Source organism: Pseudomonas sp. LF020 (genome assembly GCF_053456425.1).
In genome coordinates this window covers 1-9,208 of record NZ_JBRFIX010000022.1, presented here as the reverse complement: position 1 = coordinate 9,208, position 9,208 = coordinate 1, and the positions used below count along the sequence as shown (strand labels likewise).

7 protein-coding genes are annotated in these 9,208 nt (G+C 59.3%); 4 read left to right on the top strand and 3 right to left on the bottom strand.

Annotation, left to right across the window (positions count from 1 at the left end):
• Positions 1 to 313: 313 nt before the first annotated feature.
• Entirely contained in the window at positions 314 to 685 is a 372-nt protein-coding gene (locus ACU680_RS27255; RefSeq protein ID WP_448181066.1) for a DUF6124 family protein, read from the top strand.
• Between the two features lie 135 nt (positions 686 to 820).
• Positions 821 to 1,180, top strand: a complete 360-nt coding sequence (locus ACU680_RS27250; protein ID WP_448181065.1) for a DUF6124 family protein — start codon at positions 821 to 823, stop codon at positions 1,178 to 1,180.
• Between the two features lie 168 nt (positions 1,181 to 1,348).
• Here the strand turns inward: ACU680_RS27250 and ACU680_RS27245 are convergent, their stop codons facing one another.
• A complete protein-coding gene (locus ACU680_RS27245; RefSeq protein WP_448181064.1) occupies positions 1,349 to 5,299 on the bottom strand; it encodes a hypothetical protein in 3,951 nt (1,316 codons plus the stop codon).
• A gap of 190 nt (positions 5,300 to 5,489) precedes the next feature.
• On the bottom strand, positions 5,490 to 6,431 hold the full coding sequence (locus ACU680_RS27240) for a class I SAM-dependent methyltransferase (RefSeq protein ID WP_448181063.1): 942 nt from the start codon (positions 6,429 to 6,431) through the stop codon (positions 5,490 to 5,492).
• A 199-nt stretch (positions 6,432 to 6,630) separates the two neighbouring features.
• On the opposite strand from ACU680_RS27240, the gene ACU680_RS27235 reads away from it, so the two are divergent.
• Both ACU680_RS27235 and ACU680_RS27230 read left to right on the top strand, forming a co-directional pair.
• Positions 6,631 to 7,044 (top strand): response regulator, encoded by a 414-nt coding sequence (locus ACU680_RS27235; RefSeq protein ID WP_329697323.1) that lies wholly within the window; start codon positions 6,631 to 6,633, stop codon positions 7,042 to 7,044.
• 79 nt (positions 7,045 to 7,123) lie between these two features.
• Positions 7,124 to 7,792: an HAD-IA family hydrolase gene (locus tag ACU680_RS27230; protein WP_448181062.1), complete on the top strand. Its 669-nt coding sequence runs from the start codon at positions 7,124 to 7,126 to the stop codon at positions 7,790 to 7,792.
• 102 nt (positions 7,793 to 7,894) lie between these two features.
• Here ACU680_RS27230 and ACU680_RS27225 read toward each other — a convergent pair whose 3' ends face one another.
• Positions 7,895 to 8,548, bottom strand: coding sequence for a methyltransferase family protein (locus ACU680_RS27225; RefSeq protein ID WP_448181061.1), 654 nt, complete (start codon positions 8,546 to 8,548; stop codon positions 7,895 to 7,897).
• Positions 8,549 to 9,208: the final 660 nt, after the last annotated feature.

Here is a 9,208-nt window from a genome sequence, read left to right as displayed (position 1 = left end):
AACGGCTACAACGCCTTGCGCCGTTACCTACGCGTACGCCAGAATCCGCCGGCTTACACGGCTATGGGCCGGGCTATATCGTTTCCCTGTCACTGAAAATCAGTGATCGGGTTTGGTAGCCCGTTTCATTACAGTCGTGCGCCACATTACAGATCCTTTTTTGGGACTCTGCTTTATGGTGGCCATGCGTGGGGCTCTTTCGGGAGCGCCGGGTTTACTGTTTTGACCGGTCTACCAACCCACAAATGGCCGCCACCCTTCGTTTGGTAGCGAGAGTGATGGCTCCTCATTTATTTAAAACAGTGAGTGACCTATGTTCAAAGCCACACCCAACCCCCCGGACACCTCGATCCCATTCGACCCGGCCCTCGACCCGCAGAAGATAAAAGCCGCGACCGACCGCGCCATCAACTTCTACCTTAACCCCGGCGCACTGAAGATCTCGATCCCTTCAGCCTCCTCACGCCAGTCGAGCAGAATCTTCCTCATCGACCCTACCGTGGACGAAGAAACCTTGCTCGTCGAAGCCTGTGAATCGCTGGCCGCCGCCAGTGACATGGCCCGCGATATCGGCGACACCGTCGACCACTCACAGCGCCGGGCGATGTTGATGCTGCATCAGGTGATCATGCTCAGTGAACTGATGGTCAACCGGGTACTGGACGGCCGCCGCATCCCGAACTAACTGCTCGGTCCCCGTGTAGGAGCTGCCGCAGGCTGCGACCTTTTGATTTTGTTTTTCAAGATCAAAAGGTCGCAGCCTGCGGCAGCTCCTACAGTGAGTAATCCATTCAAAGTGCCTTGATCGGAGTTCCAGCCGATGCCCGAAACCCCACCCAATCCGCCGTTCACAGACCCGGTATCACCCTACGAATCCCGCAACTCCAGAAAACTCCACGAAGCCGCCGAACGCGCCCTCGACCACTACCTGGCACCATCGCAAATCATGGCGACGCCCTACACCCCCAGCAGCATGTACATGGTCAACCCGCAAACCGATACCGAATCCCTGCTGGCCAACGCCTGCGAATCCCTGGCCTCGGCCACGGTGATGCTGGGTGATTTCGCCGGGACGCTGGAGGGGCCGAGCCGCAATACGGCGTTGGGCATTGCGCAGGTGGTGATGCTCGGTGAGTTGGCGGTGAATCAGGCGCTGGATAATGTTGTGCCCAAGGAATAGGCGCTGATAGGTCTGGCCTCATCGTGAGCAGGTGAAGGCCTACAGGGGATCTGCGTGGGTCACAGGTTATGTGCCCGGCAAAGATCCCTTGTAGTGGTGAGCCTGCTCGCAATTGCCATCAAATAAATCCGTCCTCTTCCTGTTCATAATCAGTGGCCTTGAGGCCTGTCAGACAGGGACTAACGCGAGGACGTATCCGGAGACTCGTTCGGGGGGCGAAAGTATTGAAGAGGAGTCGAAGCGTTTATTTTCAGGAGATACCGCAGATATGACGCGAATGATGTCGGAGTCCGGGGAGTGGAAGTAATAAGCCCAGTACGGCCATGGGGCGTGTGGCTCGGATGGATTCAATACAACACTAGCGTCTGGGTATTCGATACTGAAGTGATTCATCAATGAGCGGATGAGAAACTCAGTCGTCACTCCTCGCACTGAGGCTATCCATCCAGAAATCGCTGCGTAGGTTCCGGGCACGGGGGTCGACGACTTCACTACCTTGTATACTGTTATTTCGCTGCATTGGACGTTGAATTGTGCTTGGGCGCCATTCTGGTCTCTCACCCATATGACAGTCCACCCCTCCCGGAGGCCGGTCACTATCCCGTCATCGGTTACGCTTGCGATGGCTGGAACCGTCGATGTGTACTTATAGGGCGGGACGCCGCCGGTTGCCTCACGCCGACGTACTGACTCCGTTTCAGGCTTTCGAGCCCATCCGTAGTCATTGATCAGTCGCACCCCGCGAAGAAGCATGGTCGAAGGGTCGACGAAAATCGGTGCAGCGCTGTCCGTCACGGTCAACGTCCACACCTCCGACTCCGTTCCGTCGCCATACAACGCCTTGGCCTTGTAATCATGGCGTGCAATCGCCAGCCCCGTCAGCTCAACCGTCCATATACCTTTGTCATCGGCCCTGGCCTTTTTGCCAGTGGAGGAGGCACCGTCGAAAATCTCCACCTCAAGAAACGTATTCGCCGTCCCTGTCAGATGAACAGTGTGGTCAACAGTGTTGCCACCATTGCTGATTGGCTGCCCTTTGGAATCATGCGCGGCGGTGATGGCGGGCCTCACGCCATTCAACGCTGTCACACGCCAAAGGTTAGACGTCGGATTGTTCGTGTATTGACCAACGGCCTTAAGGGTGTGCAGCACGTTGAGCGTTAACCCGCTGACGGTGTGGTTCCAGATGCTGTCGGGGCCAGCCTCCGCGAGCCCCTTGGAGATTGAACCGAGGAAAACTTCCACCTTCTGGCCGTCAGGCGCGAAGCCCTCGAGCATGATATTGGTGTGGACGGTATAACCGTAGTCGGGGATGTCCCATTTGCTTTCGTCTTGCACTGAGGTGATTGTAGGTGCAGCAGCTGCCACCACGTTCACCGCCCACACTCCCGACTCCGTCCCGCTGCCATACAACGCCTTGGCCTTGTAATCATGGCGTGCAATCGTCAGCCCCGTCAGTTCAACCGTCCATTCACCTTTGTCATTGGCCCTGACCTTTTTGCCAGTGGAGATGGCACCGTCGTAAATCTCCACCTCAAGAAACGTATTCGCCGTCCCCGTCAGATGAACAGTGCGGTCAACAGTGTTGCCACCATTGCTGATTGGCTGCCCGTTGGAATCATGCGCGGCGGTGATGGCGGGCCTCACGCCATTCAACACGGTTAAACGCCAGAGGTTCGACGTCGGATTATTCGCGTATTGGCCAACGGCCTTGAGGGTGTGCAGCACGTTGAGCGTTAACCCGCTGACGGTGTGGGTCCAGATCCTGTCGGGGCCAGCCTCCGCGAGGCCTTTGGATATCGTACCGAGGAAAACTTCCACCTTCTGGCGGACAGGCGCGAAGCCCTCGAGCGTGATGATGGTGTGCACGGTATAGCCGTTATCGGGGATGTCCCAGTTGCTCTGGTCTTTCATTGATCTGATGGTCAGCGGGACGTTTTCGGTCACGACCACGACCCACGGATTCGAGGCCTGCTCACTGCCATACCTGGCGATGGCGGTAAAGCGGTGATCACCCTCGCTCAAACCCGTCACAATCAATTCCCAGCGGCCTGTCGCAGGATCAACCGTCACCTCTCCCTTGTCGGTTTCATCATCCTTGATCTGGACTTTCTGACCTTTGGCCCCGGCCCCTGACAGCTTGACGGTGGTGTCGACGGTCGTGGTGCCATCCGGGATTTCCACCTCGCCAGGTAAACCCTTCACCGAGTCAATAGTTGGTGGTACCAATTCCACCACTTCCCCGACGACAAAAACCAACGGATTCGAATAACTGATCTTGTCCGTCGCATCCCGAACGATGTGGTAGCGCACACTCAACTGTTCACCGCGACGGGCTTCAAAGTACTGCTGCACAAACGCGGCGTTGAGCGGAAATTTAACGTCTTTGCCGGCGCTCAGGGCATTGAGTGTCTTGTGGTCTTCGAACAGCAACTTGTTCGACGCATCATGCAATTGCCAGTGCACCACATCCTTGGGCAGGGTCGGATTGTTCACCGGGTTGGGGCAGGTGACTTCGCTGATGCCGTTGGGCAGGTCCTTGGGTTCCAGCGCACCGTCCTGTTCACCGAGCAGGATGGGCGGAACCAGCTCAAGCCTGGGCTCGCCGATGTTCAGCGGCGCGGCGGGCAGGGAAGGCCGGCGAATGACCTCGTCGTTCTCGCCTTCGCTGAGCAGGTTATACGACACCTTCAGCGTGCCGCCTTCGCCGGGTTTCAGGTAGTCGGGGCCTGAAATGATGACGATGAAGCCGTCGGGGTCATTGGTCTCCTGCAGGGTCGGAAAGATCCAGTCCAGCTCGGGTTCGAAAGCGGTGCCATCCGCCTGGGTGATGCTCCAGAGCAGTTCGATGGCGTTGTCCGCGGTGATCAGCGGATCGAAGGGGAAGCGCACGATCACGTTCGCCAGGTCCGGATCCAGCGCACCGCTCACGGCGCTTTCGACGATGGGGGCTGCCAGGCGTTTGGGTTCACCCTTCATGTTGATGAAGCGGCCTCTGGAGCGTTGAATGATGCGGCCGTCACGTTCCAGATCGAAGAAAAACACCCCCTGGGTTTTTGCCAGTGCCCGGGCACCGTCGTTGTCCATCGGCACCTCGACCACAAGCGGTGGGTTTTTGTCGATGCGCTGGCAAGCGTCGACCGCCACGGGGTCGCCGTCGAGGGTGGTGCCCTGCAAGTGCATGATGATGATGTCGTCGAGTTTGAAGTCGTCGGACGATGCAGCAAAGACCTGGAGCAGCAATTGTTCATTGCCTAACTGGTCGAGGTCGAGTTCGTTGCCGTCAGCCTGTTTGAGAATCGGCGCATCCAGCCGCGAGTTGCCGGTGTCGACGACAATGCGCGCTTCCTTGCACCAGTCCTCGGAGTCGTTGTCGACAAAGTCTCTGACCAGGAATGACACCGCCAGCCCTTCGTTCCCGGAATCACCCGCCGCCAGGATGATGTCTTTACTGATATGGATGACGATCGGGTTATTCAGCGGGTCGTCGATCTGCGCTTGAGTGACCGGCGCCGACGCCACCAGCTTGCCGCCCCAGCTCGCGATGATCACGTCGCCCACGGCGATGTCGGGATAAGGCAGGTTGGAGCCACTGCCGGGTACGGCAACCACCATAATCTCCACACCCTTTTCGGCGGTGTCCTTGTCGACACCGTCCTGAACAATTTCCGGTGGCCTGAAAGCCATGTGCAGGTTGGAGTGGCCCTGTTCTGGATTGGTGTCCTGGCCGGCGGGGATTTCCAGTTTGACCGCGAGTTGGAGTGGCGGAGCAAAAGGCTCCGGCTGTTGAGCGACTCGTGTCACCCGATAGGCCAGCTCCCAGGCGCCGGTCTGAAAGCGGCCCGGTGCGACGAACAGGGTGGTGCGCTGGGTCTGCTCGGCCGGCTGGGTAACGGTTTGCTGGTCGACCGGAACGTTGTTGAGCAGCAGCTCGACCTTGTCGCCCAGATCTTTGTTCGACCAGACCGGGACCTGCACCTTCAGGCCCAGAGCCGGAAAATTGAGCAGTGCGGCGGCGCGGTTAATGGCCCACTTTCCGTCCGGTAGCAACTTGGCGCCGGGGATTTCGGGGTCAAGCAGGGCCCGTGTGCCGATGGCCTTTCTGGGTTGGACGAGCATGACGGGAACTCCTGCCGAACAGTGTGGGCGGTGGAGTGATTGAGCGATCAAACGGGGGATTTGGCTACTGTCAGATCTGACAGGTAGGGGCGTGTTTGCGACGAGTGGTAGCGGTCACGACGTGATCACCGATTTCCCTCCCAGACCACTTGGCTCCCACGCGGGGCCGCGGTGTTCCCGGGAGGTAACGTCAATCGAGGCGTTTGAAGACGAGCGCTTTAAGACCGCTCTCGGGATCAATATCCGCAAACTCCGGCGGGTTCTCCAGCCGCTGCTCAAAGCGCAGACTCGGCGCTTCCTGCGTCACGCCATCAATCAGAAAGTCCGAACCAAACGACGGATCATTCATGCACGCCAGCACCGTGCCATCCGCCGTGAGCAATTCCGGCAAACGGCGCAGCACGCGCTGGTAGTCCTTGGTCAGCAGAAAACTGCCTTTCTGGAACGACGGCGGATCGATGATCACCAGATCGTACGGGCCGCTGTTGATCACCTTGCCCCAGGACTTGAACAGGTCGTGGCCAAGGAAGCTCACCTTGCTCAGGTCATGCCCGTTCAGGCGGTGATTGTCGCGGCCACGGCTCAGGGCGGCGCGGGACATGTCGAGGTTGACCACATGGCTGGCGCCACCTTCGATAGCCGCCACGGAAAACCCGCAGGTGTAGGCGAACAGGTTCAGCACGCGTTTGCCCGCCGCTTGTTCACGCACCCAGTTGCGCCCGTAACGCATGTCGAGAAACAGCCCGGCGTTCTGTTTGCGGCCCAGATCAACGCGGTACTGCAAGCCGCCCTCGACGATGCTCATCTCGTCGATTTCGTTGCCCAGCAACCATTCGGCGGTGCTTTGTGGCAAATACCGATGTTGCAGCAGCAAGGTGTGTGCGCCGCACTGTTGCCATTCGGCTGAGGTGCTGAGGTCGAGCAGCAATTGCTTGAGCGCTTCGAGTTGCTCCGGCAGCGGCTCCTTGAACAGCGAGACCAGCACCACGCCTTGCAGCCAGTCCACCGTCAACTGTTCCAGCCCTGGCCAGCAACGTCCGCGGCCATGGAACAGGCGACGGGTTTCGCTCGGTGCCGCAGCGATTGCAGGCAGCAGATGGGCGCGGAGGGTGGCGAGGGCTTCAGGGTTCATCAGTCACGGTCGGCAAGCAAAAGGGCCGGCATTTTAACCACAAAAACCGTCTGACGAACGCCCGTCGGCGCAGGCTGATCAGGACTGTTAAGAAAAGACCTGTATCAAAAATGAATTTATGCAGGGCGCGCTGCTCATACCAGATAAGCAGCGGATTCAAGCCGCTAAGTCGTTAATGCAATTCAGGGAGTGCCAGTTCATGAGTCCAACACCGACGCCGAGCGCGCACCTTCCTGGCGGGTTGATTCTGGTGGTTGAGGACGACCCGTTGATTCTGGAGTTTCTCTGCGAAATTCTTCAGGAGGAAGGTTTCAAGGTCGAGCCGCAAACCAGCGCGGATGCAGCCAAACTGTATCTGGAAGAGCACGCGCCGGAAGTCGCACTGCTGCTGACCGATATCACCATGCCCGGCGAAATCAACGGGGCAGGGCTGGCCAACCTGGTCGGCGAGCGCTGGCCGGACAAACCGGTGATGGTCATGTCCGGTTATGAAACCCCGGAGACTTCCGGGGTCAAGCACCCGGTGGCGTTCATCAAGAAGCCCTGGGCCATCGGCCAGTTGCTCGACTGTGTCGACAGCGCGTTCAAGTCCAAGGCCGCGCGTCTGCACTGAGCCATTCGGGACGAATGGCCGGGCAAAAATGCTACATTGCCCGGCCAATCCGCCCAGCTCTGTCAAAGGATGCAACCTTTTGTCTGCTCACGATAACGTCTTCGACCGCGCGTTCGGCGCGTTCCTGTTCGACATGGACGGCACCGTCCTCAATTCCATCGCCGCTGCCGAGCGGGTCTGGGCCGCGTGGGCCGAGCGGCACGGGGTTGATGTCGAGAGCTTCCTGCCGACCATTCACGGTGCTCGCGCCATCGACACCATCCGCCGCCTGAACCTGCCGGGGGTAGACGCCGAGGCGCAAGCGGCGTTTATCGCGCAGGCGGAAATCGACGACGTGGAAGGGATCGTGCAGATTCCCGGGGCGGCGGCGTTTCTCGATGCCTTGCCAAAGGAGCGCTGGGCGATGGTGACTTCGGCACCACGGGATCTGGCGTTGCGGCGGATGGCGGCGGCGGGAATTGCCGAGCCTGCAGTGATGATTACGGCTGAGGATGTGACGGCCGGCAAGCCTGATCCGGCGGGTTATCGTCTGGCGGCAAAGCGACTGGGGCTTGATGCCGCTGATTGCCTGATTTTCGAAGACGCCACTGTGGGCATTCAGGCCGCGGAAGCAGCAGGTGCAGCGCTGATGATCATCACCACCACCCACCAGCATCCGCTCGAAACCCGCCACGCGACTACCGACAGCTATGAGTCGCTAAGCGTCACCGTCGATAGCCAAAACCAACTGCACCTGCAAAAAAACTGACACCACACCGTCCCTGTAGGAGCTGCCGCAGGCTGCGATCTTTTGATCTTGATCTTAAAAAAAATCAAAAGATCGCAGCCTGCGGCAGCTCCTACACGGGCATCAATAGATTCCCGGCAGAAGCCGCCAGCTACGCGCGCAATAAGCCTCGTAATCCGCACCAAACTGCCCGCGCAGCAGCGCCTCTTCCGAGTGAATACGCGCAATCAGCGGAATCAACGTCAGCGCCGCCAGCATCAACCCGACGCTGGAACGAAACGCCAGCGCCCAGCCCACGGCATTGACCACCAGCCCCAGATAGCTCGGATTGCGCAGGCGCGTGTAGATGCCGTCGGTGACCAACCGATGCCCCGGCTGAATCGCCACCAAACCGCTGAACCGCCGGCCCAGCACAAACACCGGCCACAGCCGCAGCGCGCCACCGACGATAAACAGCAACGCGCCGAGCCAACGCACGCCTTCAGCGCCGAAGGTCCAGAAGTCGATGCGATCGCAGTACGCCGGGAGAAAACCGCTGACCAGACCAATGACGCCGAACGCCGGAATCACCCAGCGATTGGCCCGGTCCTCGCGCTCCCCGGAACTCATGTTCACATCGGTGAACAGCGACGCCACCACCATCAGCACCGTGGCCAGCGCTACCAGCACCAGCGCCCCATGCGAAAAGAACACCGCCGGCCCGCCAATGCCCCACACCGCCAGCCCCAGATAGGCAAGGGTGGCCAGCACCGCGACCACGGTCATTTGCGCAGACATTTTAATGGGCACCTCACGGCAACGACTCATCACCTGAGTGTAGATCCACCGCTACCTCCCTGTAGGAGCTGCCGCAGGCTGCAATCTTTTGACAAAGGGCGGGGCCGAACCGAAATCGGAAATCCCCCCAGACCTGTAGGAGCGAGCCTGCTCGCGAAAGCGGACTGTCAGCCGACAGTGATGCCGGACATACCAACGCCATCGCTGGCAAGCCAGCTCCAACAGGGATTTGCGCCAGGCACAAATTACGCCGTCACCGCTGTACCTGAGGGAGCTGGCTTGCCAGCGATAGCGATGTGTCAGCTAGCAAGGATGTGACTGACCCGCCGCCATCGCTTGCAGGCAAGCTCCCACAGGTTTTGTGCTGCCTGCAGAGACCGGGTACACCGCCATTCCATTGTGGGAGCTGGCTTGCCAGCGATAGCGGTGTGTCAGCTAGCAAGGATGTGGCTGAGCCAACGCCATCGCTGGAAAGCCAGCTCCCACAGGGATTAGCGTCAAGCACAAATTCCGCCGTCACCGCTGTACCTGTAGGAGATTCTATGTTGCTCAGCAACCCTAGAATCTCAAACTGATCGGTATTCGCCCTGATTCTTCATCAGGGCGAATGCCACTCGGCAGAGCTTGCGAGCAAGAGCTACCAATGCCTGTGTTTTCGAG

Bases quoted from the DNA above. Each gene is read 5' to 3' on its own strand.
- ACU680_RS27245 (WP_448181064.1), bottom strand. From the start codon at position 5,299: ATGCTCGTCCAACCCAGAAAGGCCATCGGCACACGGGCCCTGCTTGAC.
- ACU680_RS27235 (WP_329697323.1), top strand. From the start codon at position 6,631: ATGAGTCCAACACCGACGCCGAGCGCGCACCTTCCTGGCGGGTTGATT.
- ACU680_RS27225 (WP_448181061.1), bottom strand. From the start codon at position 8,548: ATGTCTGCGCAAATGACCGTGGTCGCGGTGCTGGCCACCCTTGCCTAT.
- ACU680_RS27250 (WP_448181065.1), top strand. From the start codon at position 821: ATGCCCGAAACCCCACCCAATCCGCCGTTCACAGACCCGGTATCACCC.
- ACU680_RS27240 (WP_448181063.1), bottom strand. From the start codon at position 6,431: ATGAACCCTGAAGCCCTCGCCACCCTCCGCGCCCATCTGCTGCCTGCA.
- ACU680_RS27255 (WP_448181066.1), top strand. From the start codon at position 314: ATGTTCAAAGCCACACCCAACCCCCCGGACACCTCGATCCCATTCGAC.